This is a genomic window from Streptomyces populi (assembly GCF_002911015.1).
GTDB lineage: Bacteria > Actinomycetota > Actinomycetes > Streptomycetales > Streptomycetaceae > Streptomyces > Streptomyces populi.
On record NZ_KZ626894.1, the window covers coordinates 22,510 to 47,273 of the forward strand.

The 24,764-nt window shown below is 71.7% G+C and carries 22 protein-coding genes; 8 read left to right on the forward strand and 14 right to left on the reverse strand.

Going from position 1 to position 24,764, the window contains the following annotated elements:
* Nucleotides 1-769: 769 nt before the first annotated feature.
* Nucleotides 770-1,084, reverse strand: a complete 315-nt coding sequence (locus tag CW362_RS43475; protein WP_162684223.1) for a hypothetical protein — start codon at nt 1,082-1,084, stop codon at nt 770-772.
* Here CW362_RS43475 and CW362_RS43480 point away from each other — a divergent pair.
* Nucleotides 1,017-1,781 (forward strand): glycoside hydrolase family 16 protein, encoded by a 765-nt coding sequence (locus tag CW362_RS43480; protein WP_240658042.1) that lies wholly within the window; start codon nt 1,017-1,019, stop codon nt 1,779-1,781. The two genes, CW362_RS43475 and CW362_RS43480, sit on opposite strands and share 68 nt — an antisense overlap.
* Before the next feature lie 106 nt (nt 1,782-1,887).
* Here the strand turns inward: CW362_RS43480 and CW362_RS25490 are convergent, their stop codons facing one another.
* The 3 genes from CW362_RS25490 to CW362_RS25500 form a co-directional block, all read right to left on the reverse strand.
* Nucleotides 1,888-2,865, reverse strand: coding sequence for a UDP-glucuronic acid decarboxylase family protein (locus CW362_RS25490; protein WP_103551866.1), 978 nt, complete (start codon nt 2,863-2,865; stop codon nt 1,888-1,890).
* Nucleotides 2,866-2,881: 16 nt separating this feature from the next.
* Nucleotides 2,882-4,201 carry a UDP-glucose dehydrogenase family protein gene (locus CW362_RS25495; protein ID WP_103551867.1) on the reverse strand — a complete coding sequence of 440 codons (1,320 nt, stop codon included), beginning with the start codon at nt 4,199-4,201 and terminating at the stop codon, nt 2,882-2,884.
* 178 nt (nt 4,202-4,379) lie between these two features.
* Nucleotides 4,380-5,603 (reverse strand): carboxylate--amine ligase, encoded by a 1,224-nt coding sequence (locus CW362_RS25500; protein WP_240658037.1) that lies wholly within the window; start codon nt 5,601-5,603, stop codon nt 4,380-4,382.
* Between the two features lie 149 nt (nt 5,604-5,752).
* Here CW362_RS25500 and CW362_RS25505 point away from each other — a divergent pair, with 149 nt between their 5' ends.
* The 3 genes from CW362_RS25505 to CW362_RS25515 are packed head-to-tail and all read left to right on the forward strand — an operon-like array spanning nt 5,753 to nt 8,953.
* Entirely contained in the window at nt 5,753-6,808 is a 1,056-nt protein-coding gene (locus CW362_RS25505) for a phosphotransferase family protein (protein WP_103551869.1), read from the forward strand.
* Between the two features lie 37 nt (nt 6,809-6,845).
* Nucleotides 6,846-8,138: an NAD(P)-binding domain-containing protein gene (locus CW362_RS25510; protein WP_240658038.1), complete on the forward strand. Its 1,293-nt coding sequence runs from the start codon at nt 6,846-6,848 to the stop codon at nt 8,136-8,138.
* Entirely contained in the window at nt 8,135-8,953 is an 819-nt protein-coding gene (locus tag CW362_RS25515; protein ID WP_103551871.1) for a glycoside hydrolase family 16 protein, read from the forward strand. Before CW362_RS25510 ends, CW362_RS25515 begins: the two co-directional genes overlap by 4 nt.
* Before the next feature lie 39 nt (nt 8,954-8,992).
* Here CW362_RS25515 and CW362_RS25520 read toward each other — a convergent pair whose 3' ends face one another.
* From CW362_RS25520 to CW362_RS25550, 7 genes are all read right to left on the reverse strand, one after another.
* Nucleotides 8,993-9,796 (reverse strand): polysaccharide deacetylase family protein, encoded by an 804-nt coding sequence (locus CW362_RS25520; protein WP_103551872.1) that lies wholly within the window; start codon nt 9,794-9,796, stop codon nt 8,993-8,995.
* Nucleotides 9,793-10,797: a glycosyltransferase family 2 protein gene (locus tag CW362_RS25525; RefSeq protein ID WP_103551873.1), complete on the reverse strand. Its 1,005-nt coding sequence runs from the start codon at nt 10,795-10,797 to the stop codon at nt 9,793-9,795. Before CW362_RS25525 ends, CW362_RS25520 begins: the two co-directional genes overlap by 4 nt.
* Complete coding sequence (locus tag CW362_RS25530; RefSeq protein ID WP_103551874.1) at nt 10,794-12,086, reverse strand: lipopolysaccharide biosynthesis protein; 1,293 nt, start codon at nt 12,084-12,086, stop codon at nt 10,794-10,796. Before CW362_RS25530 ends, CW362_RS25525 begins: the two co-directional genes overlap by 4 nt.
* 61 nt (nt 12,087-12,147) lie before the next feature.
* Entirely contained in the window at nt 12,148-13,428 is a 1,281-nt protein-coding gene (locus tag CW362_RS25535) for a glycosyltransferase family 2 protein (protein WP_240658039.1), read from the reverse strand.
* A complete protein-coding gene (locus CW362_RS25540; RefSeq protein ID WP_240658040.1) occupies nt 13,425-14,177 on the reverse strand; it encodes a glycosyltransferase family 2 protein in 753 nt (250 codons plus the stop codon). The genes CW362_RS25535 and CW362_RS25540 overlap by 4 nt, the downstream gene beginning before the upstream one ends.
* Before the next feature lie 253 nt (nt 14,178-14,430).
* Complete coding sequence (locus CW362_RS25545; RefSeq protein ID WP_103551876.1) at nt 14,431-14,895, reverse strand: hypothetical protein; 465 nt, start codon at nt 14,893-14,895, stop codon at nt 14,431-14,433.
* Nucleotides 14,896-14,902: 7 nt separating this feature from the next.
* Complete coding sequence (locus CW362_RS25550; protein ID WP_103551877.1) at nt 14,903-16,723, reverse strand: glycosyltransferase; 1,821 nt, start codon at nt 16,721-16,723, stop codon at nt 14,903-14,905.
* A 356-nt stretch (nt 16,724-17,079) separates the two neighbouring features.
* Between CW362_RS25550 and CW362_RS25555 the strand changes: the two genes are divergently transcribed.
* A complete protein-coding gene (locus CW362_RS25555; protein ID WP_240658041.1) occupies nt 17,080-17,943 on the forward strand; it encodes an alkaline phosphatase family protein in 864 nt (287 codons plus the stop codon).
* A 36-nt stretch (nt 17,944-17,979) separates the two neighbouring features.
* On the opposite strand, the gene CW362_RS25560 is transcribed toward CW362_RS25555, so the two are convergent.
* Together CW362_RS25560 and CW362_RS25565 are read right to left on the reverse strand one after the other, a co-directional pair.
* Nucleotides 17,980-19,062 carry a GNAT family N-acetyltransferase gene (locus CW362_RS25560; protein ID WP_162684225.1) on the reverse strand — a complete coding sequence of 361 codons (1,083 nt, stop codon included), beginning with the start codon at nt 19,060-19,062 and terminating at the stop codon, nt 17,980-17,982.
* 120 nt (nt 19,063-19,182) lie between these two features.
* Nucleotides 19,183-20,214, reverse strand: a complete 1,032-nt coding sequence (locus CW362_RS25565; protein WP_162684226.1) for a lipid II:glycine glycyltransferase FemX — start codon at nt 20,212-20,214, stop codon at nt 19,183-19,185.
* Nucleotides 20,215-20,644: 430 nt separating this feature from the next.
* Between CW362_RS25565 and CW362_RS25570 the strand changes: the two genes are divergently transcribed.
* The 3 genes from CW362_RS25570 to CW362_RS25580 all read left to right on the forward strand — a co-directional run bounded on the left by CW362_RS25570 (nt 20,645) and on the right by CW362_RS25580 (nt 23,391).
* A complete protein-coding gene (locus CW362_RS25570) occupies nt 20,645-21,358 on the forward strand; it encodes a class I SAM-dependent methyltransferase (protein WP_103551880.1) in 714 nt (237 codons plus the stop codon).
* Between the two features lie 258 nt (nt 21,359-21,616).
* Nucleotides 21,617-22,339, forward strand: coding sequence for a TetR/AcrR family transcriptional regulator (locus CW362_RS25575; RefSeq protein ID WP_103551890.1), 723 nt, complete (start codon nt 21,617-21,619; stop codon nt 22,337-22,339).
* A 227-nt stretch (nt 22,340-22,566) separates the two neighbouring features.
* Nucleotides 22,567-23,391, forward strand: coding sequence for a mycofactocin-coupled SDR family oxidoreductase (locus CW362_RS25580; protein ID WP_103551881.1), 825 nt, complete (start codon nt 22,567-22,569; stop codon nt 23,389-23,391).
* An 11-nt stretch (nt 23,392-23,402) separates the two neighbouring features.
* Here the strand turns inward: CW362_RS25580 and CW362_RS25585 are convergent, their stop codons facing one another.
* Nucleotides 23,403-24,671 (reverse strand): MFS transporter, encoded by a 1,269-nt coding sequence (locus CW362_RS25585; protein WP_103551882.1) that lies wholly within the window; start codon nt 24,669-24,671, stop codon nt 23,403-23,405.
* Between the last annotated feature and the right edge of the window lie 93 nt (nt 24,672-24,764).

Sequence of the window (24,764 nt, forward strand, 5' to 3'; positions counted from 1 at the left end):
TCCCCTGAAGGCGGGGGAGTGTGACGGAGTGTCCGACAAGTGGCGCGGACGTCGTCGGCGTCCCGCGGGGGTGCGGGCCGCGTGCCGCGACCGCCCCCGCCCGGAGCGGCGACCCCGAAAAGGGCTCACTGGGTGTCAGATCCCGCCGATACCGTGCGATTCGGGAAATATGACCGAATTGTCCCATAGCGTGTCGGACGTCACTGGGTCCGGCCCGTCGTGGTCAACTCGGCTGCGAGAAAAGAATTTCCAGGGGTTCGGGCGTGTTTCGGCGCCGGCCAGGTACTTGCGGATCGAGTTCGCCTCGCGCAGAGTCCATGACCGTTCGGTCCGTCATTTCTCACTTGTTCGGTAAATGACCAAGCTGTCGCATGGGGGCGAAAGGTCGCGCGTACATGCCAATGAATTGCACAACTGATATTCGGAAACACCGTCGTCCTCGCGCCATGCGAACGAAACTGGGTGTGCTCGCGGTCACCACCGCCGCGCTCGCCGGAGGCGTCCTTACGCAGACCGACCGGGCGGAAGCCGCCACTCCCGGCGTCGTGGTCGATTCCCTGTCCGTGCCGGCGGCCTCGAACGGGCAGTCCAAAGCCACCGCCACGGTCCACGGCACCAAAACGATCAAATTGCAGGCGCTGACCGTCGCCGTGCGATCCGCGGACGGCGGCAAGTACGACTTCCCCGGAGCCGCCGCGACCACGCTGGGAACCCGGCCCACCACGTACACCTCGGGCTCTCGTACGTTCCCGGACGGCACCTATACGTATTACGTCGCGTACAAGTTCCACGACCGTTGGTACAGCGCCTCTCCGGTGAAATCCTTCACCACCGGTTCCGGCACCGGCGCCGGCTCCACCGCGACGCCCGCGCCGACGGCCTCGACTCCCTCGGGCACGGCCACGCAGCCCGTGTCCCCCACGCCGACGTCGGTGTCGGCGTCGACGCCCACTTCGAACGTGACGTCCTCCGCGCCGTCGCCGACGTCGACATCGGCCTCGACGCCCACTTCGAACGTGACGTCCTCCGCGCCGTCGCCGACGTCGACATCGGCGTCGACGCCCACTTCGAGTGCGACGTCCACGACCGCCGCCGCGCCCGTCGGAATTCCCGGCACGTGGAACCGGGTGTTCAGCGACGAATTCAACGGCACCTCCCTCGACGGCTCCAAGTGGAACTCGAACTGGTTCGGGTGTTCCGGGTGCGTCACCAAGCCGGTGAACTCCGCCGAGGCGTCCGCCTATTCTCCGTCGCAGGTCTCCGTCAGTGACGGATCCCTCCACCTCAAGCTCATCGAGCAGCCGACCACCGTCGGAGGAAAGACGTATCCCTACGTCTCCGGTCTGGTGAACAGCAACGGCAAGGCGCAGTTCACCTACGGCGCTTTCGAGGCCCGTATCTACGCGCCCTCGTCCGGGACGAAGATGGCCAACTGGCCCGCCTTCTGGACCGACGGGCAGAACTGGCCGACGGACGGCGAGATGGACATCCTGGAAGGCCTGGGCGGTTCCGCCTGTTACCACTTCCATTCCGACGCGGGTGGTCCGGGAGGCTGTGCTTCCGGTACCTATTCCGGCGGCTGGCACACGTTCGGTGCCGAATGGAAGCAGGGCTCCGTCACGTACTACTACGACGGAAAGCAGGTCGGTCAGATCACCTCCGGGATCACCTCGGCCCCGATGTACCTGATCCTCAACAACGGCATCAACCCCGATCACAGCGGGACCAACGTGGTCCCCGCCGACATGATGGTCGACTACGTGAGGGTCTGGCAGCACTGACAGACGTCACCCGCACGCCAGGGCGCCGGCCGCTTCGCGCGGCCGGCGCCCTCCGGACCGTCGGCCCCCCGAAGCGCCGACCTCCGTGCGGCAACGCGGTCTCACGTCATGACGGCCCGGCCGCGACGGCGCGCTCCGGCGCCCGTACGCGTGCCCGCGTCTCCGCCGCGAACCAGTCGACCGTGTGCCGGAGCCCCTCTTCCAGAGGCACCCGCGGCTGCCAGCCGAGCTCCTCGCGGGCCCGGGTGATGACGGGGCGTCGGCGGACGGGGTCGTCGACGGGCAGCGGAAGGAAGCGCAGCTCCCCGCTCGATCCGGTGATCCCCGCCACGAGTTCCGCCACTTCCCGCACCGTGTGCTCCTCCGGATTGCCCAGGTTGATCGGGCCCGGCTCGGCGGAGTCGAGCATGGCGATCAGGCCGCGGACCAGGTCGTCGACGTAGCAGAAGCTCCGCGTCTGGCTGCCGTCGCCGAATATCGTCAGGGGCTCCTCCTGGAGCGCCTGCCTGATGAAGCTGGAAACCACCCGGCCGTCGTGCGGACGCATGCGGGGGCCGTACGTGTTGAAGATCCGGACGATCCCGGTGTCGACCCCGTGGCTGCGCCGGTACGCCATGGAGAGAGCCTCCGCGAAACGCTTGGCCTCGTCGTAGACGCTGCGGGGGCCTATGGGATTGACGTGCCCCCAGTAGTCCTCGCCCTGCGGATGCACCGCGGGGTCCCCGTAGACCTCGCTGGTGGAGGCCAGGACGAAGCGCGCTCCCCGGCTCTCGGCCAGCCGCAGCATGTTCTCCGTGCCCCGGCTGCCGACCGCCAGGGTCTCGAGCGGATGGCGGTGGTAGTCGGCGGGGGACGCGGGGGACGCGAGGTGCGCGACGGCGTCGACCGTGCCGGGGAAGCGGAACGGCTCCGTGATGTCGCACGGAACGCAGTGGAAGCCGGGCCGGCGCAGAAGACGGGCGATGTTGGCCTTCCGGCCCGAGGAGAAGTTGTCCAGGCAGTAGACGCTGTCGCCCCTGCGGAGCAGTTCCTCGCACAGATGGGACCCCAGGAAGCCGCTGCCGCCGGACACCATCACACGCATGAGATCTTCCTTCCGCTCAGTCGAGCCGCGGACGGCCCGGAGCGCTCAGCCGCCAGCCGGCCGACCGCCAGGCCCGGGCGTCGAGGGTGTTGCGGGCGTCGACCACGGCCGGGCTGCGCACCACGGTGGCGAGGGCGGCGGGGTCGAGCTCCCGGTACTGGGGCCACTCGGTGAGGTGCAGGACGACGTCGGCCTGTTCGCACGCCTTGGTCACGTCCAGGGCGTACTGCAGATCGGGGTACGCGGCCCGGGCGTTGTCGACCGCCTCCGGGTCGTGCACCCGGACCCGGGCTCCGCGCCGGCGCACCGCCTCCGCGACCGCGAGCGCGGGGGAGTCCCGCACGTCGTCGCTGCCGGGCTTGAAGGCGGCCCCCAGGACCGCCACGTCGCGGTTCTCGAGGCTCCCGCCGGTGAACCGCTCGGCGAGACCGATCGTGCGCAGGCGCTGCCGTGTGTTGATCTCGTCGACCTGGCGCAGGAACGCCACCGACTCGCCCCGGCCGATCTCCTCCGCCCGCGCGGTGAAGGCCCGTATGTCCTTGGGTAGACAGCTGCCGCCGAAGCCGAGGCCGGGGGCCAGGAAGGCGGGGCCGATGCGGGAGTCGGTGCCCATCGCCTCGGCGAGGGTGAGCACGTCGGCGCCCAGGACGTCACAGATCTCGGCCATGGCGTTGATGAAGGAGATCTTGGTGGCGAGGAAGGAGTTCGAGGCCACCTTGACGAGTTCTGCGGTGACGGTGTCGGTGGCGATGAACGGCGCGCCGGCCGCCACGAGGGGCGCGTAGACCGCGCGCAACCGCGCCTCGGCCCGCGCCGAGCGGACGCCCGCCACGATGCGTTCCGGCCGCAGGGTGTCCTGGACCGCGGACCCCTCGCGCAGGAACTCCGGGTTCCAGGCGATGTCGGCGCCGGTCCCGCGCAGCCGCGCGGCGAGCAGGTCCGCCGTACCGGCCGGAACGGTGGACTTGCCGACGACCAGGGCCTCGTCGTGGCCCGCGGCGCGCAGCCCCGCCGCCAGTCCGTCCACCGCGGCCTCGACGTGGTGCAGGTCGGCGGCGCCCGAGTCGGGCCGCTGCGGGGTGCCGACGCAGACGAAGTGCGTGTCGGCGAACAGGGCGGCCTCGTCCAGCGACGTGGTGAAGCGCAGCAGGCCCGCGGCCACCGTCCGCTGGAGCATCCCGGACAGGCCGGGCTCGTAGAACGGGGGATGCCCGGCGGCGAGCGCCGCGACCCGCTCCTCGTCGACGTCGACGCCGAGGACCTCATGGCCGATCTCCGCCATGCAGGCGGCGTGGACTGCTCCGACGTACCCGGTGCCGATGACTGTGAGGCGCATGTCTCTCTCCGAGGTAGTCCGTATATTTACGGCGTATACGTACATATTCACCCCAGGGTGGGCTGAGGTCAACGTACGTCGTGGAGAGAGCCGTGAACCCGGCGGTCTCACGGCCGGCCGGTCACGGACGGAAGCGCGCCGTCGGCCATGGCGCCGACGGGGTACCGGGGGCCTCGGGTCAGCGGTGTCCGGTCAGGCCGGAACGCGCCGGCCGCAGCAGGCGCCAGGTCACCAGCGCCGTGAATCGGATCGTCTCGGCCGCGGCCGGCAGGAGGTCGTCCCGGCAGAGCCAGGCCCGCTCGGTGGGCCGCTCGCTCAGGAGGTCGGGCGGCAGCCGGCGCTCATGGCGCAGCCACGCCGCGACCGACGCGAGGTCCAGCTGGCCGGCGACGAAGACCCGTCCCTCGGCCTGGGCGCCGTCCGGTACGTCCCGGCCGGTCAGGTCGAGGTGCATGGCGCGGACGACGTCGACTCCGTGGACGTTCTCGAAGAGGCGGAACTGGGCGCCGGTGCGCGGATTGAAGTCGACGAGCTTGTACTGCCCGTCCCGGCGGTCGTAACGCCAGTCGAGATCCGCCAGTCCGCTGTAGCCGATGCGGCGGCACAGCCGCTCCGCCAGACGGGCCAGTTCGGAGTTGCGCAGTGCCACCGCTCGGGCGGTCATGCCCGCGTACGGGGGCCAGGAGCGCAGTTTCAGGCCGGTGAACAGGGCGCGCGGAACACCGCCCGCGCCGCAGTAGATGTGGGTGATCCAGTCCTCCGCCTGCTGCCGTGGGATGTACTCCTGCACGAGGACGGGTGGCGGCGCGGCCTTCGGGAAGCGGTCGAGCATCGCCCGTTCGGAGGACACCACGGTGGTGGTGCCGCTGACGGCCGGAGTGCGGAGCCTGCTGAACGGCGCCAGGTTCTTGAGCACCAGCGGATAGCCGAGCTCGCGGCCCGCGTCGACCAGTTCGTCACGGCTCTCCGGCGCCCGTGACCGCGGCGAGGGCACGTCGGCCTCCGTGCAGATCCGGTGCAGGCCCGCCTTGCAGGCCAGCAGACGCGGCAGGTGGGCCGGCACGGACGGGATCAGGAAACACTCCCTCAGCCGGTGGGCGTGCTCCGCGAGCAGGATCGCCGCCTCGTCGTCGGTCGGCACCGCCACGCACCGGGTGCCGATCGCCCGGCCGATGGACAGCAGGCCGTCCGCGAGCCACTCCGGCTCCTCACGGCCGGTCGTCGGCCACACGATCCTGCTCGTCAGGTGGCGTGAGAGCGCGACCGGGGTGAACCGGTCCTCGACGACGGCGTGGACCGGGACTCCCAGTCGCCCGACCGTGCGCACCACGCCCAGACTGCCGTGGTGCAGCGGATAGTTGCCGATCCTGGCGAGGAGTACGGGTACCGCAGTGTCCAGCAAGGGGACCACCCGCCCCTCTCCGGGAAGCTTCTCCCGAAAGGCACTAACATGGACAAAGCGCTTTAATCCACTCCAATGGTGACACATCGTCCGCATTCATCGTCCCCGGCGAGCACGGGTCGTGCCGTCGGCGGTCCGCAAGGTCTGGTATGAAGACGCCCGCCAAGATGTCCTCGCTCTCCGGTCTGCTGCCGCTCTACTTCCCGCGCGCGCTGGCCGGTCTCGACGACCGCCTCCGGGCCCACTGGCTCGTGCGCGGCGCCGGTCCCAGGGACATCACCGTGGTCCGGCGCCCCACCCTGCCCAAGGCGGGCCTGCTCGTGTTCGAGCTGCGGCACGGTACGGGGAACCTGGTGCTCAAACACCCCAGGGACGAGGCCGGGGCCGCCGTCACGGCGCGGGAGCGGGAAGTCCTGCGAGAGCTCGGCGCCGACAGCCGGCTCGCCCCCTGGCGCGCCCTCCTGCCCCGGGTCGTCGGCTCGCCCGGGCCCGCGGGGACCCTCGCCCAGACCGCGCTCCCTGGCGTCCCGGCGGAGCGGCTGATCCCGGACGCCTCCGGGGACCCGTACGCCGTGATGGCTCCCGCCCTGCGACTGCTGGCGGACCTGCGGGCCGCCACCGGGCGTCCCCGCAAGGCGGCCGACCGGGCCCCCGCCTGGTGCGAGTCGCAGCTGAGGGCCCTCTCCGCCGGAATGCCCCGTTACCGGTCCGGCCGGCGAGCGGCCGAGTTCGAGGCCCTGCGCCACCGGCTGGACGCGGCCATGGCCGGCGCCGTGCTGACCGAGGGCTGGACCCACGGCGACTACCACCCCGGCAACGTGCTGCTCGGCGGCACCCCCCTGCGGGTCACCGGCGTCTTCGACTGGAGCAGCGGCCGCGCCGACGGGCCGTGCGAGATCGACGCCTACTCCTTCGTACTGGCCCTGCGCAGTACCCTCACCGGCCGTCCGCTGGGCGGCCTGGTCGCCGAGACGCTGCGCGCCGGCCGGGTACCGGACGCCGACCGCCCCCTGCTCGCGCTGGCCGGGCTGGACCCGGACCACGGTGTCGCCGATCCGGTGGCGATCCCCCTGCTGAGCTGGCTGTGGCACGTGGCGAACAACGTCCGTAAATCTTCGAGGTTCGGCCACAGCTACGGGTGGCTCACCCACACCGTCGCACCCGTGCTCGGCGAATGCGCCCGTTGGGCCGGTACGCGGCCGTGACGGCCGCGGCGCCGCACGAGAACAAAAGGGAACGACCATGCCCATGAACACCGGCTTCAGCGTCCGGCACAAGGCGGTCAGGAAGGGGAGCGCCCGCTCCCCGGGGCGGTTGCCCGCCGTCGTCATCGGGGCGGGCCCCTACGGGCTGGCCACGGCCGCCTGGCTGAGCGCGGCGGGAACGCCGCGACGGGTGTTCGGCGAGCCCATGGAGTGCTGGTACGCCAACATGCCCGCCGGCATGTATCTGAAGTCCGTCCCCGCGGCCTCCTCCATCTCCGCGCCGGAGTCCGGATACCGCCTGGAGGACTTCCGCACCGCGCGGGGACGCGGACCCGTCGGCGATCGCTACCCCATCCCCGTCGAGGAGATGGTCGACTACGGGCGGTGGTTCCAGGAGCGCCGCCTGCCGGAACTGGAGCGCGAGAAGGTCCGTTCCGTCGGGCACGTGGACGGGCTGTTCGCCGTCACCCTGGACTCCGGGGAGGAGTTCCTCGCCGAGAAGGTGGTGATGGCCACCGGACAGGTCCCGTTCGCTCACGAGCCCCCGGAACTGACCGGAGCCCTTCCCGGGGAACTGGTCTCCCACACCAGCCGGCACCGTGATCTGAGCCTGTTCTCGGGGCAGCGGGTCGCCGTCCTCGGCGCCGGGCAGTCGGCCCTGGAGAGCGCCGCGCTGCTGCACGAGGCCGGGGCCCTTCCCACCGTGATCGCCCGCGCGGAGTCCGTCGCCTTCGGCACCCCTCCCGACACCGACCGGCCCTGCGACCGGCCGCGTGCGGTACGGATCGCCAAGCCGGGTTCGCCCCTCGGACCGGGCTGGTCGCTGCTGGCGTGCAGCCGCGGCGGCGGCGCCGTCCGCCGTCTGCCGCAGGGGGTGCGGCTGCGGCTGCTGCACGACGTGCTCGGTCCGTCCGGCGGCTGGTGGCTGCGGCAGCGGGTGGACGACCGCGTCCCGGTGCTGTGCGGTTGTACGGTCCGCTCCGTGGGGGCCGAGGACGGCACGGTGCGTCTCGAGGTCGAGGTCGAGGGCACGGGCGCAGGCGCGCGCACGAAGGCGCTGCGGGCCGACCATCTGCTGCTCGCCACGGGGTACCGGGTGGACATCGACCGGCTCGGGCTGCTGGCACCCGAACTCCGCCGGGAGACGAGGACGTTCCACGGCGCGCCGCGGCTGTCGGCCGGGTTCGAGTCCTCCGTGCCCGGGCTGTACTTCACCGGACTGGCCGCCGCTCCCACCTTCGGCCCCGTGCTGCGGTTCGTCGCCGGCACCGGATTCGCCGCGCGCCGGCTGGCCCGCTCCGTCGCGGCCGGGACGCGCACCCGCCCATGACGTCACGGGGCGCGGTGCTCGGTGTGCTCATGCTGTTGCTGGTGGCGTGCGGTGCCTGCGGTTCCACACCGGGCACCGCGGCGTCCGGGCCCCCGGTGCCCGGCCGGTGGCGACCGGTCCTCCACGACGACTTCGACGGCTCACGTCTCGACAAGGGCCGCTGGACCACGTGTTATGACTGGAACGAGCGCGGCTGCACCATCAGCACCAACAACGAACTGGAGTGGTACCAGCCCGGCCAGGTCGCCGTGGGCGGAGGGAAACTGACCCTCACCGCCCAGCGCCGCACCGTCCGCGGCAGCGACGGAAAGCTCTACCCCTGGGTGTCCGGCATGATCTCCACCGGCCGGGACGACTGGTACGCCGAGCCGCGGCACACCTTCACCTACGGCTACTTCGAGGCGGCGGTCCGCATCCCGCCACAGGGCGGCATGGCACCGGAGTTCTGGATGATGCCCGCGAGCCGCTACACCCCGCCCGAGCTCGACATCATGGAGTTCCTCGGCACCACGCGCACGGTGTCGATGTTCGTGCACTGGCGCAACGCCGAGGGTGCCGAGAGAAAGCAGCGGGGGACCTTCACCGCGTCCGGTTTCCCCGACGGCTACCACGTCTTCGGGCTGCTCTGGGAGAAGGACAGGCTCGTCTGGTACGTCGACGGGATCGAACGGTTCGAGGTGACCGCCCCCGAGCGCATCCCCCACGTGCCCATGGAGGTCATCCTCAACCTGGCGGTCGGCCTCCCCTACACCCCGCCCCCGGGCACCGACTCGGCGCGCATGCTCGTGGACTGGGTCCGGGTCTGGCAGCGCTGACGTCCCGTCAGCGGTGCGCGCGTCCGCGCCGGCCGGCGGTCAGGCGGGTATCGCCCGGTACGGCCGTCCGGTCGCCGCTCTCGCCCGGCGGTAGGCCCGCCAGCCCCTGGTCCGCAGTCCCTCGGCGAACGGTGCCACGGGAGCCCCCTCACCGCCGGTCCACAGCGCGAACCGGTCCCGTCCGGTGTCGGACCGGACCATGAGCCGGGCGAACCGCAGCGGGTCGTCCCCCTCCGAACTGAAGGCCGAGTCCGCCCGGATGGCGGCGGCCGAGGTCCAGCCGGCCTCCCGCACCAGGGCGCGGACGGTGCGGCTGGAATAGCCGTGCGGGTAGGCGAAGGAGTCGACGCGGTGCCCGAGCACGTCCTCGATCCGCCGCTTGCAGCCGCCCACCTCCTCCCGCACCGCTGTCCGGGGCAGCGTGTCCAGCTGCGGATGCGTCACGGTGTGTCCGCCGATCTCGACCCCGGCCGCGTCCAGCTCCCTCACCTGGTCCCAGGTGAGGGTCGCCGTGGACGGGAACGGCCCCCGGCCCGACGGCTCCAGGGCATCCGTGGTCACGTACAGGGTCGATGGAAGCCTCCGTGCGGCGAGCAGCGGGGCCACCGTGGAGGCGAAGTCCGCGTATCCGTCGTCGAAGGTCAGCACCGCGGACCGCGGTGGTACCGGGGGACCGCCGAGCAGGGCGGCGACCAGCCGCCGCAACGGGACGACCCGCAGTCCGCTGTCGGCGATCATGTCCAGGTGTTCCGTGAACGTGCGCGGACCCACGGTGAACCGCGCCAGCCACGGCGGCGGGTCGTCCGACACCGCGTGGTAGAGGAAGACGGGCACGACGCTCATGACCGGGCCGCCGTCGGCTCCGCCGCTCCCCGCGGACGCCGGGAGACGGCCCGGGCACCCGAGGACCGGACCGATCCGACGAGATAACCGGTGACGGTCGCGCACACACCCCCGGACAGCGCCCCGATCGTGCGCAGCGCGCCGGGGCGCCAGATCCGGGCCGCGTTGCGGGCGAGGGCCCGGGAGACGGTGGACCGTACGTACGCGCGTTCGTTGGCCAGTGCCGGTCCGCTGCCGCAGCGCCGGGCCACCAGGGCCTTGGACAGCCCTTCGATGTAGCAGCGGTTGCGGAAGTAGGACCAGCTGGTACGGGACTCGGGAACGTGGTGCCGGATCTCGGCGGCCGGCTCGTACAGCAGGACGGCCTCCGGGTCGCGGGCGACGATCCGCAGGCACAGGTCCGTCTCGTCGCAACTCGCCACCGGTCGGCTGCCCACGCGTCCGAAGGCGTCGAAGAAGCCGCCGACGGCGATCAGTTCGCTCCTGCGGAAGGACATGTTGGCGCCGATGAAGTTGCGGACGCGGGCGGAGTGCCGGGGCTGTCCCCGGTAGGAGCAGCCCACCACCCAGTCGAACTCCGGCGGGAACCACACCGGTCGCCCGGTCGCCCACCACGGCCGGACGAAGCCGCCGACGCCCACCACGCGGGGGTCGCCGTAGGGAGCCAACAGGCGGCCCGTCCAGCCGGGTTCCGCGGTGGCGTCGTCGTCGAGGAAGGCCACCACGTCGGTGCGGGAGACCGTCACTCCGGTGTTGCGGCCCCCGGACAGACCGCGCCGCCGCTGGTTGGGCACCACACGGACGCCGGACAGCTCCCGCTCGGCGCGCTCCAGGAGGGCCTGGTTGTGGTCGACCACCAGCACGACCTCGTCGGCGGGCGGATCCTGGGCCAGCACCGACGCGATCGCGGCCCGCGTGTCGTCCCAACGGTCGAGGGTGTAGGCACAGATGACGACCGACAGGGTGGGGACGGTGCGTTCGGCGGAGAGTGCGCTGTTCATGATGACCCTTCGGTGACGGGGACGAGCCAGCGGGACCAGGACGCGAGCAGGAAGACGCCGATCAGGCACTGGGTGACGAGCCAGGCGAGGCCCGCCCCCACGAGACCGACCACCGGCAGCAGCAGATGGGTGAGGCCGAGCACCAGGACGCACATCGCCACCTGCAGCCACACCGCCCAGCGCAGCCGCCGCTGCGCCCGGGCCACGTCGATGGCCACGCTCAGCAGCAGGTTCGGCAGTGCGGACAGGGCCAGCAGCCGCAGCAGCGTGGTTCCTTCGGCCGCGTACGAGGCGCCGAAGAGCGAGAGGATCTGCGGGGCCGCGACGACGATGACGACGGTGACACCGCCCAGCAGCAGACCCGAGTGGCGCAGGACGCGCAGGGAGTGCTGCACGAGCCGTTCGGGCCCGCGCACGGACTCGGCGAGCAGCGAGGTCCCCATGTTGCGGGCGATCAGATAAGGCACGTAGGCGACGCCCCAGGCGACCGAGTAGAAGGCGCTCTCCTCGGCACCGCAGTTGTTCAGCACGATCAGCGGGACCACGGTGTATCCGGCGACGCGGAACAGGGAGCCGAAGTAGTCGGCCGCGGCGTACTTGAGCATGCGGGGCGGTGGCGGCGCTGTCCCCGTCTCCCGCTCGTGCCGGGGGATGCCCCTGCCCATCAGGACGGAGTTGGCCACGACCAGCGAGACCACGAGGGCTCCCGCCCACGACAGGAGGATCCCGGAGAAGAGCCCCAGGGCGGCGCCGAGGGCGAGCAGCAGTATCTTCACGACGGCGAAGATCAGGTTCTCGCCCACGACCCAGCCCGGCATGCGGACCGCGGTGAGCGCGCCGTCCTGCAGGACGAAGACGGCGTAACCGGCGGTCGCCACCACGAAGCAGGTCGCGGTGACCGGTGTCAGCAGGAAGCCGAGCCCTGGTGAGACCACCGGCACCAACGCGAGGAACACCAGGGCCACCACCACGCTGAAGGCCGTGCTCGCCGCGTAACAGGTGAGGACCAGCCGGCGGCTGCGGCGGCCGGCGGTCGGCACGAACCGCACCAGGAAGTCGTTCAGGTTGAGCTGCCCGATGCCGGTGAGCAGGAGGGACGCCATGAGTGCCGAGTAGCTCAGGCCCACGGTCCGCTCGTCGTACCAGTGCGTCGCGAAGGTCCAGAAGAAGAAGCCGAGGCCGGCGTTGACGAGGGAACTGACCGCGAGGACGTGCCCCGTGCGGAGCACGGGCTCGCCCGGGAGCGCGGCGGCGATGCCGGCGCGCAGCATGACCAGGGGACGTCGCATGCCGGCGCCTCTCGCAGCCGAATCGGTCACCGGAGTGGTGTCCAAGCCGCTCACCTCGCCATCAGGTCCCGGCGCCGGCGCCGGCGCCGGCGAGACGTCCGCGGAGATAGCCGCAGGGGCCGTAGACCATCCCCCGCACCTCCAGGAGCGCCAGGTGCCGGGACCAGCCGGCCTCGGGATCGGCGCCGCGGGCGCGTGATCTGGTCATGGAGTAGCGGATACCGCGGGGGAGCCGCCGCAGCAGGGCGGGCATCCGGCGGGGGTTCCTCAGCAGCGCGCCGGTGAGATAGGCGCCGAGGCCGGCACCGTAGCCGAACACCTGCGCGGCGACGGCGTCCATCGTGCGGCGGTGGCAGTGCCAGACGATGGCGCTCGGTTGGTAGACGAGCGTGTGACCGGCCGTCAGGATCTCGAAGAAGGCGAGCAGGTCGTCACCGCCCTTGCCGGGGGTACCGGCGCCGGTCGCGGTGTCGAAGCCGCCCAGGGCGCGGAGCGCGTCGGTGCGGAACGCCATGTTGGCGCCGGAGCCGAACCGTCCGGCGGTGAACGGGAACAACGGGTCCGTCGGCGGATCGGACAGCGACCAGGTGCGTGACGCGTACCCCTTCGCGAAACCGCCCTGCCGTTCGAGGGCGCCCTGGGCCGGGGTCTCCAGTTCGGCGGGCACGATCAGTCCGGTGACACAGCCGATCCGCGGGTCGCGCGCGAAGGTCTCGGCCAGCGCCGACAGCCATCCGGGGTCGACGAGCGTGTCGTCGTCGGTGAAGGCGACGACGGATCCGCGTGCCCGGGCGAGCCCCACGTTGTGGGCGCGGGCCAGCCCGGCGACGGGTTCGCGGACGTAGCGGACCCGTCCGGCGAAGTCTTCGCGGACCAGGGCCTCGGTCGCGCCGTCGGCGGGGGCGTTGTCGACCACGACGATCTCGAACTCGGGATACTTCGAGCGCAGCAGCGACCGCAGGCAGTGCCGCAGCTTCTCCGGCCGGTCGCGCGTGGCCACGACCACGCTGATGACGGGCGCGGGGTGGGACGCCCGGTGCGGGGCCCCGCAGCCCGAGGGTCCGGTCCGGTCCCCGGACAGGTGCCGGGCGAGCTGTCCGGCCAGTTCCGCGTAGGCGGTGTCGGCCAGGGCCCGCCACAGGCCGTCGGGTCCGGAGGCGTCCGCGGCGCTGACCATGCCCAGGGGACGGCCGTGCAGCCGTACGAGTGCACGGGCCCGTCCCCCCGGCCGGGCGGGCCCCCGGTCGCCGGGCAGCCGGAACTCGCCCGGGCGGGCCAGGTCGATGTCGACCACCGGCACCGGGGGCCGGACGAGGGGGGAGCGGACCGGGGCGGAGCTCACGACGCGCTCCTCGCCGGCCGCGCGGTGGCGGACCGGGCGCCCGGCCGCTCCGAGAGCAGGGTGCGCAGCACCCGGCGCCCGTCGGATATGGCGTGGAGGTTCGAGCAGCCGCTGCGCCGGGGCAGTTCCAGGCTGGGGACCTCGGCGATGCGCAGACCGGAGCGCAGGGCGTGCACGATCATCTCGGCCTCGATCTCGAAGCCGACGGCGTGCAGGTCGAGCTGGTCGAGGAAGCTGCGCCGGAAGGCGCAGTAGCCGTAGCAGAGGTCGGTCAGACAGGCGCCGTACAGCCGGTTGGCGGCCATCAGGAGGACGTGGTTGCCCATCTTGCGGATGGGGGTGATGTCGAGCGAACCGCCGCCCGCGACGAACCTCGAGCCCTTGACGAAGTCGTAGCCGTGGTCGAGGAAGTGCACGAAGTGGGGGATCTCCGCCGGCGACATGCTGCCGTCGGCGTCCATCATCACCACGTAGTCACCCTTCGCCTCGAGGAAGCCGGTGCGCAGCGCGTTGCCCTTGCCCGGGCCGCTCTGCCGCACGTTGCGCACGGTCGGCAGGCAGTGCTGCGCCATGGGGACCGTGGCGTCGGTGGAGTCGCCGTCCACGAGGATGACCTCGTCCACGCACGCCGGGATCTGTTCGAAGACCCAGGCGATGTTGCGCGCCTCGTTGAGGGCTGGGACGACCAGGCTGACGGTGCCGTGCGTGTCGGCCTCTTGCTCGCTGCCGATGATCGGGTCGTTGTACATGATCTGCATCTCCGAGTACGCGCCTACGACATACGTTTACAACGTATATCTACACTTTTACCCGATTTGCGAGTGACGTCAAGAGGACATCAAGAGAAGAGGTGGGACTCTTCGGGCGGCTCGAGAACGCCCCCGCCCGGCAGGCGGGGGCGGAGCCGGTGCCGGGGCGGGCGGGACCGCCGCGACGCTCACACGGTCCGCGCGACGCCTCGCACGGACCGTCGTGGCACCCCGGCGAGGCCGGTGCGGTGCCTCACTCCGGGGCGGGCGGCTCGGGTCGGCCGGTGCCGGCCGACCGTGGGTCCGGGTCCGGGTCCGGGTCCGGACCCGATCCCGGCTCCGGCCCCGGGACGGCTCGCGGTGCCCGGCTCCGCCGCCCGCCGGGCTTGGGCAGCAGGGCCAGGGCGGACGTGACGGCGGCGAGGGCGAGCAGCGCCCGGGTGACGGTGAACGTGCCCGTCAGGAACAGGGGTTCCACGACGAGCACCGCCATCGACAGGCTGAGCGTCACGGTCAGGACGCCCCTCTCCAGGGCCGCCGTGCGGTCCCTGACGCGCGCCGCGCCCGGCCGGGCCCACCGGGAGGCCGCCAGGCCGGGACAGACGAGCAGGAACGCCGTCGTCACCACGGCGCGCAGGACCAGGGCGTCCGGCAGGAAGGCGACCACCGCCGCTGCCGCCCAGCCGGACAGCGCGAGCCCCCGGCGCAGGGAGGTCATGGCCCGCTCAGCCTTTCGCGCCCTGGTACCGGTAGACCACCGCGTCCTTGCTGCGGTAGACGGGGATGTAGTCCGGGGTCTTCGACAGGGCCGACTCCATGCGCTGCACGGTGCCGCCGGGCAGGATCCCCCTCTGGTAGAGGTCGGCGGCCTGGGCCCGGCTCAGGATGATGTAGGCGGGCTGTGTCGGGCTGGCCCGCTTGACGAACCCCTCCAGGCCCTTCACCGGGTCGTTCACCAGGCGCCGCCGGTCGCGGATGTCCTGCTCGTCCAACTGCACCTGGGGGTTCTCGTCGTAGCGCAGGTACAGGCCGGGCACGGCCGAGGTCAGGGAGACGACGGTGGAACCGGGAGGAGCGGTGGCCGCGACGAAGCGTCCGGCCGCCACCTCCTCCTCCGTGAAGTAGTTCGCCGATTCCTTGCCGTAGTAGCCGAACATGAGCCCCCCGAGCAGGGCGAGCAGCAGCGGACAGGCGGCCAGCACCTGAAGGCGCGGCCGTCCGCTCCGCTCGAGGAGGAGGGCCGCGATCAGGAGCGAGGCCGCGGGCAGGGCGAAGAGATAGGCGCGGAAGATCATCTCTCCGCCGTAGGCGTTCGCCACCAGCAGCGGCAGCGGAGCCACGACGAGCAGCGGCAGGCCGGTGCGGCGGACCCAGGGGCGGGCCAGGAAGGCGATGGCCGCCAGGACGAAGACCGCGGCGGACAGGCCCCGGTCGACCCAGGACACCACCACTTGACCCGGGGCCGCGGCGCCGAGGGCGGCCAGCCCGGAGACGACGTTGGTGTCGGGTTTCAGCAGCGAGCCCAGGAAGTCGTTCAGGTTCTCCGAGAGGTAGGGGCGGGCGACGGTGGCGTCCCAGAGCACGGCCAGCACCACCGTGCCGGCCAGGACGGGCAGCACGACCCGCCGGTTGCGCCGCGGGAGCGACAGCGCCACCAGCGCGCTGATCAGCATGAACGGTGTCAGCGGGTGCGAGGAGATGATGACCGCCGCGATCACCATGACCACCACGAAGCGGCCGACGGGCCATCGGTTCGTGCGTGTCTCGCCCGTCCGGTACAGCGCCGAGGCCGGCAACTGCCCCATGACCAGGGCGATCATCGTCACGAAGAGCAGGAACGCGAAGGCCTGGGGAGCGAAGTAGTCCTGCCCCACCCAGGAGCACGAGTAGTAGACCCACGCCGCCCCCCAGATCAGCCGGCGGTCACGGGTCACCGTCCGGTGGAGCAGCAGCAGGGGGGCGAGCAGCACCGCGTTGAAGACGGGCGGGGTCCACGTCGCGTAGCCGAGCGCCGAGCGCAGGCCGGTGGCCTGTAGGAAGAACGCGTTGAGGTCGAAGAACCCGGGCCACTGGTTGTAGATGGCGAGCTTGTCCGCGTGGGGCACCTCGCCGTGGTGGCGGATCACCGCGTCGACGACCGCGACGTGTTTCCACGCCCAGCTGTAGCGCAGGGTGGGGTAGAGCAGGGTGGGGGTCGCGTGGATGACCGCGATCAGCCCCAGGACGTATCCCGCGAACCATCCGCCACCGGTCCGCCGGTCGGCCAGGGCCAGGCAGAAGCCGAGGGTGAGCAGGCCGAGGGCGACCCAGAAGAGCACCGGCAGCACCTGGAGCAGACCGTAGTCGCGCATTCCGGCGAGATCCACGTGGCGCAGGGACAGCAGCCAGAGGGCGAGGGCCGCGGGAAGGATCAGACGTGTCGCCCACTGGAGTGCCGTGGTCCGGCCGGAGCGGCGACGGTCCCCGGCGGCGGTGCCGGGCCGCCGGGCCACGGCGCCGGTGAAGGACGCCATGCGCCCGCCCGTCAGCGTCTGGAGCTTGCCCATGAAGGGGTCTCCGGGAGAACCGGTGCTCCGACGACGGTCCCCGTGACGCGGAACGCCGGCTCCTCGAGGCGGCCGGCCGTCCTCCCGCGGCGGCCGGCAGGGGCGTTGACTCGACGCATGTGACACCTTCCGGATCCGGCCTGTCGGTCTCCCCCGCCCGCCCCCGGCGTGACGGCCGTCGGCGACACGGCCGTCGGCACTCCCGCTCGTCGGTCCACATGGTGCCGGGTGTCGACCGGTAAGAGGTATCAATACCGATTGTGACGGTATTTCCGATTGCTGCAAGCGGCGGCTCGCGGTGCTCACGCGCGGCGCGTGCCCAGACGGTGCCCGGACGGAGAGCGGTGGAGCGACAGGTGAGAGGCGTACGACGGGAGCGGGGACGCCTTCTGGCGCGGGGGCTCCTCGCGTGGGCGGCCGTGACGACGGCACTCCTGGTGGCAGCGGGCTGTGACGACGCACCGGCTCGAACCGGGCTTCCCCGTCCGGACCACATCGTCGTGGTGATCGAGGAGGACCAGTCGTACGACGCCGTCATCGGCAACGCGGAAGCCCCGTACATCAACCAACTGGCCCGGCGGGGCGCCTCGCTCACCCAGTTCTACGCCCTCACCCATCCCAGTCAGCCCAATTACCTGGCGCTCTTCTCGGGCTCCTTCCTGGGGGTCGACGACGATTCCTGCCCGCACCGGCTCACGTCGCGCAACCTCGGCTCCCAGCTCCGCCAGGCGGGTCTGACCTTCGTGGGCTACGCGCAGAGCCTGCCGCGCACCGGTTTCACCGGCTGTGCCGACGGCGCCTACGTGCGCCGGCACAACCCCTGGGTGAACTTCGACAACCTTCCCGCGTCCGTCAACCGCCCGTGGACCGACTTCCCCCGTGACTTCACGGATCTGCCGACGGTGGCGTTCGTCGTCCCGGACCTCGAACACGACATGCACGACGGCGCTGTGGGGCGGGCGGACACCTGGCTGCGGGACAACCTCGGCCGCTACGCGGACTGGGCGATGACCCACAACAGCCTGCTGGTCGTCACCTGGGACGAGGACGACGGGAAAGGACCCAACCACATCCCCACCGTCCTGGTGGGCGAGCACGTCCGGCGCGGTGACGACGCCCAGCCGAACAACCAGTTCGGACTGCTGCGCATGATGCTGGACGCGTACGGCCTGAAATCCCTCCACCACAGCGACGACGTGGAGCCCGTCGACGTGGGGTGACCGCCGGGACGAGGGGACTGCCGGGACGAGGGGGCCTCAGGGGTCCTGGAAGCGGATCAGGCGCTTGACGGCCGTCCGCAGCCTGCGATCGGCCGCCGAGACGGGAAGCCGTTCCCGCAGGAGGCGCGGGGAGCGGAAGCTCTCCGCCCCGAACCCCGCCTTGAACTCGGCGAGGGAGGACCGCGGGGCCGACTCCCCCATGTCGAACGTCCGGCAGGAGGCCTCGCACGCGTCCTCGATCGCCAGCCGGTACAGCAGGGGCACGGCGCGGACCGGATGGGCCAGTTCCCGGTCCATGGCGCTGCGCCACATCTTGGCGTGACCGCCGTGGCGCAGGACGATGCACGCCCCGGCGGGCTCACCCGCGCGCCAGGCCATCCAGATCGCGCACCCGTCCCCGAGCCGGGCGGCCACCTCCGCCAGCCGCTTCTCGGGGAACTCCCGCGTCCGGCGCCGGCGGGCCAACGCCAGCGGCTCGTGCTGCTGTTCGGCCCAGCGGACGATCGACTTCCGGTACAGGTCGTAGAAGACGGGAACGAGCCGGCCGGTGCGGTCCACCTCGACCTCGACGTCCGAGCGCTCGGCCCGGCGGACCTCCCGCCGCATACGGCGTCCGATGCGCCGCTCCCAGACGGCGCCGAAGCCGCCGTCGAGGTCCACCATCTGGGTCATGTGGGGTTCGAGGGAAAAACCCGTAGCCGCGTCCGCCCACACGGCCTGGTCCGCCGGCCGCAGCCGCACGGCGACCCGGAGCGCGCGCAGCCGCGCGAGGTCGGCGAAGACCGCGCGCGCCTCCGCCGGACTCACGCTCTCCGGGCACACCGGCCCTCCGATGCCCCACTGGGCCGGCCAGGACTCCTCCGCATCCAGGATCCGCGGGCGGCGCCTTCTGCCGACGAGGGGGAGCACGAGCCGCCGGCCCCGCTCGAACTCGTAGAGGCGGCTCGCGTCCCGGTACGGGCCCGTGGCGCACAGACAGTCCAGCCAGAGCGGAGTCTGGCTGGGGTTGGTGTCCGGGTCCTTGCCCGCCAGCTCCCACCAGACGTCACGCGGAGCCGGTGTGGTGACGCGCGCGAGACCGGCCGGAGTGTCGATCAGGAGTTCAGCAGGTGCGTTCACGGGCTTCTCCCGCCGGGCGCCGGGGTCCCGCGAGGACGACGCTCGCGGACCGAGGACCCACGTGCCCACGTCCGATGCTAGGCGGGGCACCCGTGCCGGGCATCTCGGTGGGACCGGGTGTCACTCGTCCTTGAAACCGATGAGGCGCTTCACCGCACTCCGCAGCAGTTGATCGCCCGCCGTCAGGGGAAGCACCTCCCTGCGGTACCCGAACGACGGGTAGCCGTGGGCGCCGAGCCGTTCCTTGAAGACGCTGACGGAGGAATCGGGGACGGAGTCGCCGAAGTGGTAGAAGCGGCAACCGGTCGCGCAGGCGTCCTCGATGGCGAGTTTGTGCAGCAGGGTGGTGGCACGGATCGGATGGGCCAGCTCCTTGACCATGCCGCTCCGCCAGTACTTGGCGTGAGGCCCGTGACGCAGCACCATGATGGCCGCCACGGGCCGGCCCTGGTACGAGGCCAGCCACACGGCACAGGACCCGGCGAACGTCTCGGCGACGGCCTGGAACTTGCGCAGCGGGTCGATCCGGCTCCTGCGCCAGCGGGCGAGCGCCAGGGGCTCGTTCGCCTGTTGTGCCCACCGGGCGACCGAGTGCTGGTAGAGCGCGTAGAAGTCCGGCACCAGACGCCCGGTGCGGTCGACCTCCACCTCGACCCCCGCCTTCTCGCCCTTGCGCACGGCGGTCCTGACCGATCCCTTGAACCGCCCCCAGACGTCGTCGAAGCCGCCGTCGAGGTCCAGGACGTACGTGGTGTGGCGCGAGGCGGTGAAGCCGGACGGCACCGCCGACAGCCACACGGGGTCCGCGTTCGGCCCGAACCGCACGGACACGCGGTTCGAGGGAAGCCGGGCCAGATCCTCGAAGACGGCGCGCACGTGCTCCGGGTCGGGGGTCCCGGCGGCGACGGGAGCCCCGATGCCCCATTCGGAGGGCCAGGCGTCCTGGGCGATCAGACGGGCGGGCCAACCGCGCCGACGGGCCAACGGCACGACGATCCCGCCGGAATTCCCGAATTCGTAAAAGCGGCTGGCGTCGTCATAGTGGTCGGTCGCACAAATGCAGTCCAGCCATCCCGGGGTCTGGGTGATCAGGGCCTCGTCGCTCTTGTCGACCAAGCTCTGCCATATTTCCCGGGGTGCCGGACTCGTCACGTCGAGATGATCCCGGGTCGACGAGGTTCGCGAGCCCGAAAAACGCATGACGCTACTTCCTTACGCGTCGCGAACGGTAGGCGTTGTGAACCTTCTCCCGTCCCAGGGTGCTCTGCCGCCCGTCGGACCGCATCTCGGTCGTGACCCACCGGACGTGCGGTTACCGGCGGAGTCGGCGGATCGGGCGCACCCGCGCGAGCCGGCCCGGAGCCGTCCGCCGCGGTCGCGCCGGGACAGGGTCGGCCTTCGGTTTATCCCGGCGGACGTCAAATTGCGGAATGTCGAGGTGAAAGGTATTATCGCCTTGAAATGGTAATGCGAGCACCCTTGATATCGCCAGTCGATAGAGGTACCCGTGAACCAATTTGATGGAACTCAGGCTTCCACGCGCAGGGTGCGCCTCCACCAGCAATTCCCCTCGCTCCGGTCGATGAGTGACGCCCGCCGCAAGCTCGACGACGTGATCGACCTGGTCCGCCTCAAGCTCGACGCGCTGCCCGACGGCATCTACCAGCCGGTCCCGGGCATACCCGTGCGGAAGGCGAAGCGGTCCGTCGGCACCGGGTCGCGATGGGCGGCGATGGAGCCGGTCGTCGAGCGGCTCAAGGTGGAGAGCGCGCTGGACGTGGGTGCGAACGTCGGCTACTTCCCGATCAAGCTCGCCATGCGCGGAATACCCTCCGTCGCGCTGGAGTCCGATCTGAAATGCGTCCGGACGGCGACGACGGCCGTGCGGCGGAACCGGCTGGACAACGTGGCGGTGATGAGCCTCGAGTTCCGCCCCGACACGCTCGCCCTCCTGCCCGCGACCGACTGCACCCTCCTGCTGTCCCTCTGGCACCACCTGGTGCGGGAGTCGGGTCTCGACACCGCGACCCGGTTGCTCCGAGGGCTCTGGTCCCGGACCGGCAAGGTGATGTTCTTCGACAGCGGCGAGGACGAGATGCCCGAGTCGTTCGGACTGCCGCGCATGGTGCCGACGCCCGACGTGTGGCTCACGGAGTACCTGCTGAAGAGCTGTGCCGGCGGCCGGATCGAACACCTCGGCCGGCACCGTGCCTTCGACGCCGAGGGCCTGCCCACGGACCGGGCGCTCTTCGCCGTGATCCGGGAGGAGCCCGTACGGGTGGGGGAGGAGCCGTAAGCGTACGTAGGGGAGGGGCCGGCCCTCCGCCGGGGCGGGCCGCACTCCTCACCCCGTGCCGGTGGGCCGCTTCACCGCTTCGGGTGTCCGCCCGTGCCCGCCGCGAGCACCTTCGTGCCGTGACGCCCGCGGGGCCGACCGCGAGGTACGTTTATGGTGTACGCGTACGCATTGTGCAATAGGTGTGATGCGTCCGAAAGGCGTCTTGTCGGCGATTTCGCCGCTCGTGTGAAGGGTGCCGGCGTGAAGGACGAGGCGATGACCGAGGAGGAGCGGCCGGCGCGGCGCGCCAGCGACCGCGGGCGCTACGGCCGGCTGAGCCGGGAGCGGGTGCTCGCCAGCGCGCTGGAACTGGTCGACCAGGAGGGACTGTCGGCGCTCAGCATGCGGCGACTGGGGTCCGAGCTCGGCGTGGAGGCGATGGCGCTCTACCGGTACGCGGCCAGCAAGGACGCCCTCCTCGACGGGCTCGTGGAGGCGCTGTACCTCGAACTGGAGGAAAGGCTGGAGGCCGAGCCGGAGCCCGAGGCCGCCGCGGCCGGAGAGGCGGACTGGCGTGCCCAACTGCACCGGATCGCCCGGGCGGCGTACGAGGTGTGTCTCGCCCATCCCGGGGCGGTGCCCCTGCTCGCCACGCGCATGCTGGCGGTCCCGCTGGCGCGTCGGCCGGGCGCCGTGCTGCGGAACCACGAGCGGGTGCTCGCCCTGCTGCGGGCGGCGGGATTCGACGAGGCCCGCACGTCCGCCCTCTTCCGCGCCTCCTCCGCCTGGGTGCTCGGCTACGTGTCCGTCGAGCTGCAACCCATGGTCGACGATCCGGACGAACCCGATCCCGCCTTCCGGCTCGGGCTGCACCACCTGTCGTCGCGGGAGCTGCCGACGCTCCGGGAGAGCGTGCCCTCGCTCGCCGAGCGGGGCGGACCGGAGGGGTTGGCGGCGGGCCTCGACGCGTTGCTCGACCGCTTCACCCGCCCGGACTAGGAAGCGGGTCCCGGGGCGCGTCCCCGTGCCCGGCGCGGCGGCCGTCGCCGACCTGCTCCGCTGCCGCGGCACCGTACCCCTCGACTCGTGGGCGGTTCCGCTATCGGCTTGTGCAGCAAGGGAGTTGACTCGTGGTCAGGTCGATCGGAGCCCGACAGCGATGTGATCATGAGGCATAGGATTCGGCCGTGCGTGCACAACGGATCGACGCTCGGGAGGATTTGCGCATGCGGCTGTCAGGCAAGCGGGCACTGATCACAGGAGCCGCGAGGGGGATAGGCCGCGCCACGGCCGTGGCCTTCGCCGAGCAGGGGGCGGATCTGGTGCTGCTCGACATCTCCGCCGATGTGCCTGGGTGTCCGTATCCGCTGGGTACGGTCAGCCAGTTGAAGGCCACCGCGGAGGAATGCCGTGCCGCCGGTGCCTCCGTGGTCGAGCACGTCGGCGATGTGCGGGACGGCGACGACCTGCGATCGGCGGCGGAGCGTGCGCTGGACCGGTTCGGCGGCATCGACGTCCTCGTCAACAACGCCGGGATCGCGGCGCCCTCGGGACGTCCGGCGCACGAGATCACGGAGGACGAGTGGTCCCTCATGCTCGACATCGACCTGAGCGGTTCCTGGCGGGCCATGCGAGCCGTGCTGCCGACCATGGTCGCGCAGCGCTCGGGCAGTGTCATCAACGTCTCCTCGACCGCGGGCATGGTCGGGTACCGGTACTTCGCGGGATACGTGGCGGCCAAGCACGGGCTGGTCGGCCTCACCAGGGCCACGGCGCTCGACTACGCGCCGCACGGCATTCGGGTGAACGCGCTCTGCCCGGGATCGGTACGTGACGAGCCGGCCCTGGAGGGGCGGATGCTGGTCGAGATCGCCCGCTGCCTCGACGTGCCCACCGCGGACCACGAGCAGACGTTCGTCGAGTCCCAGCCGATGAACCGCCTGGTGGAGGCCTCCGACGTGGCATCCACCGCGGTGTGGCTGGCCAGTGACGAGTCCCGGCAGGTCACCGGAGCCGTCGTGCCGGTCGACGGAGGGTTCACCGTTCGCTGAGGAGGCGACCGTCAGGCCGGTTCGGCGGCAGCGGTCACGCTCTGTTCCTCGGGCGGCCGGAGGGCCGGCGGGGCGGTGGTCGCGGTCCGCAGCGCCCGGGAGCAGAGCGCGGCGGTCCCGGTCACCGCCATCGCCGCCGCGCAGGCCAGGATCGCGGTGGCCGGGCCGGCCAGCCGCGCCGTGTTGCCGAGGACGTTGTTCATCGCCAGCAGCGACACGCTCTGCACCAGAGTGAGCAGTGCCTGCATCCTGGAGAGGTGCGAATGGGGCGCGCTCATCAGCACGAGCGGTCCGATGTGCGAGGCGAACAGCCCCGACCCCATGCCGAGCAGGACGGCCGACGGAACGGCGGCGGCCGGTACCGAGCCGAGCACGCCCAGCCCCACGGCCGCGACCAGCACGCCCACACCGGCGGTCAGACCGGGGCGGCTGTTGGCGCCACGGACCATCACCACGAACGTGACCCCCAGGAGCCCCAGACTCTGCGAGCCGAAGAGCAGGCCGGTCCATCCGGCGCTCCACCGCTCCTCGCGGGCCAGCAGGGGGAGCAACAGCGGGACGACCGGGAGGAGGAAGCCCGCGACACCGCCCGTGACGAGCAGTGCGGCCCGCAGCACGGGATCCTTCATACCGGTGCCGACCCCGTCCAGGGCGTCGCGCACGAAGCTGCCGCTGCCCTTGGCCGGCGGTATGTCGAAGACCGGGCGGACGACGATCAGGATGATCAGGATGACCGCGAACGTCGCCGCGTTCAGCAGGGCCGTCCCGGTGAGCCCCACGGTGGCGACCAGCGCACCGCCCAGTGGACCGGCGACGAAGGTCACCAGCTGGGCGCCGCCCTGCCGCATGGCCAGGGCCCGGGGGAGTGCCTCCTTCCCCACCAGCCGCAGGGGCATGGAGCCGGAGGCCGGAAGGTAGAAGGCGTCCATCACACCGACCAGCACGCCGGTGGCCAGCAGCAGCCAGACGGCCGGGCCGACATGGTGGGAGACGACAGCCAGCAGGGTCGTGCCGGCCAGCATCACCGCGTCTCCCGCGATCATCACCCGCCGGGCCCCGAACCGGTCGCCCACGGTGCCACCGACGATCAGAAGCAGGACACGAGGGAGGTTGATCGCGGTGAGGACGAGGCCCGCCACGGCGCCGCCGTGCGTGGCCGCCGCCCAGCCGAGGGCGAAATAGAGAACAGCGTCACCCAGGACGGAGGCGAGCGCTCCCGCGAGCCAGAGGTAGTACATCCGTGGTAACGGGCTTGTGGCCCGGCCTTGACTTCCGATCATGGGCTGGACCCTACCGCCCGATTCCCCGCGCCTGTTGTGCACATGGCTTCGCATACGGACGGACCCCACTGATTCGCGCCACCCCTCGTACCG

What these genes read in the sequence shown, in the direction of transcription:
- CW362_RS25490 (WP_103551866.1), bottom strand. Translation starts at nt 2,865, where the DNA reads ATGCGTGTGATGGTGTCCGGCGGCAGCGGCTTCCTGGGGTCCCATCTG.
- CW362_RS25495 (WP_103551867.1), bottom strand. Translation starts at nt 4,201, where the DNA reads ATGCGCCTCACAGTCATCGGCACCGGGTACGTCGGAGCAGTCCACGCC.
- CW362_RS25505 (WP_103551869.1), top strand. Translation starts at nt 5,753, where the DNA reads ATGAAGACGCCCGCCAAGATGTCCTCGCTCTCCGGTCTGCTGCCGCTC.
- CW362_RS25510 (WP_240658038.1), top strand. Translation starts at nt 6,846, where the DNA reads ATGCCCATGAACACCGGCTTCAGCGTCCGGCACAAGGCGGTCAGGAAG.
- CW362_RS25515 (WP_103551871.1), top strand. Translation starts at nt 8,135, where the DNA reads ATGACGTCACGGGGCGCGGTGCTCGGTGTGCTCATGCTGTTGCTGGTG.
- CW362_RS25520 (WP_103551872.1), bottom strand. Translation starts at nt 9,796, where the DNA reads ATGAGCGTCGTGCCCGTCTTCCTCTACCACGCGGTGTCGGACGACCCG.
- CW362_RS25525 (WP_103551873.1), bottom strand. Translation starts at nt 10,797, where the DNA reads ATGAACAGCGCACTCTCCGCCGAACGCACCGTCCCCACCCTGTCGGTC.
- CW362_RS25530 (WP_103551874.1), bottom strand. Translation starts at nt 12,086, where the DNA reads ATGCGACGTCCCCTGGTCATGCTGCGCGCCGGCATCGCCGCCGCGCTC.
- CW362_RS25540 (WP_240658040.1), bottom strand. Translation starts at nt 14,177, where the DNA reads ATGTACAACGACCCGATCATCGGCAGCGAGCAAGAGGCCGACACGCAC.
- CW362_RS25545 (WP_103551876.1), bottom strand. Translation starts at nt 14,895, where the DNA reads ATGACCTCCCTGCGCCGGGGGCTCGCGCTGTCCGGCTGGGCGGCAGCG.
- CW362_RS25550 (WP_103551877.1), bottom strand. Translation starts at nt 16,723, where the DNA reads ATGGGCAAGCTCCAGACGCTGACGGGCGGGCGCATGGCGTCCTTCACC.
- CW362_RS25570 (WP_103551880.1), top strand. Translation starts at nt 20,645, where the DNA reads ATGAGTGACGCCCGCCGCAAGCTCGACGACGTGATCGACCTGGTCCGC.
- CW362_RS25575 (WP_103551890.1), top strand. Translation starts at nt 21,617, where the DNA reads ATGACCGAGGAGGAGCGGCCGGCGCGGCGCGCCAGCGACCGCGGGCGC.
- CW362_RS25580 (WP_103551881.1), top strand. Translation starts at nt 22,567, where the DNA reads ATGCGGCTGTCAGGCAAGCGGGCACTGATCACAGGAGCCGCGAGGGGG.
- CW362_RS25585 (WP_103551882.1), bottom strand. Translation starts at nt 24,671, where the DNA reads ATGATCGGAAGTCAAGGCCGGGCCACAAGCCCGTTACCACGGATGTAC.